Source organism: Pseudomonas sp. 32_A (assembly GCF_017490905.1).
GTDB classification, from domain to species: Bacteria; Pseudomonadota; Gammaproteobacteria; order Pseudomonadales; family Pseudomonadaceae; genus Aquipseudomonas; species Aquipseudomonas inefficax.
Map to the genome: position 1 here is coordinate 1 of NZ_JAFGYI010000507.1, position 239 is coordinate 239.

Annotated in this window: 1 protein-coding gene; it reads left to right on the top strand. The window is 63.2% G+C overall.

Going from position 1 to position 239, the window contains the following annotated elements:
- The coding region (locus J5M58_RS27620) for an amino acid permease (protein ID WP_207880703.1) at window positions 1-239 on the top strand (239 nt) is incomplete at both ends.

A 239-nucleotide genomic window follows, 5' to 3' on the forward strand; every position in this document is an offset into this window, starting at 1 on the left:
GGATGGCGGGGTGTATGCCTATGCCAAGGCCGGTTTCGGCGACTACATGGGCTTCTCCTCGGCCTGGGGCTACTGGATCAGTGCCTGGCTGGGCAACGTCGGCTACTTCGTACTGCTGTTCAGCACCCTGGGCTACTTCTTCCCGATCTTCGGCGAAGGCAACACGCCAATCGCCATCGGCTGCGCCTCGCTGCTGCTGTGGGCGGTGCACTTCCTGGTGCTGCGCGGTATCAAGGAGG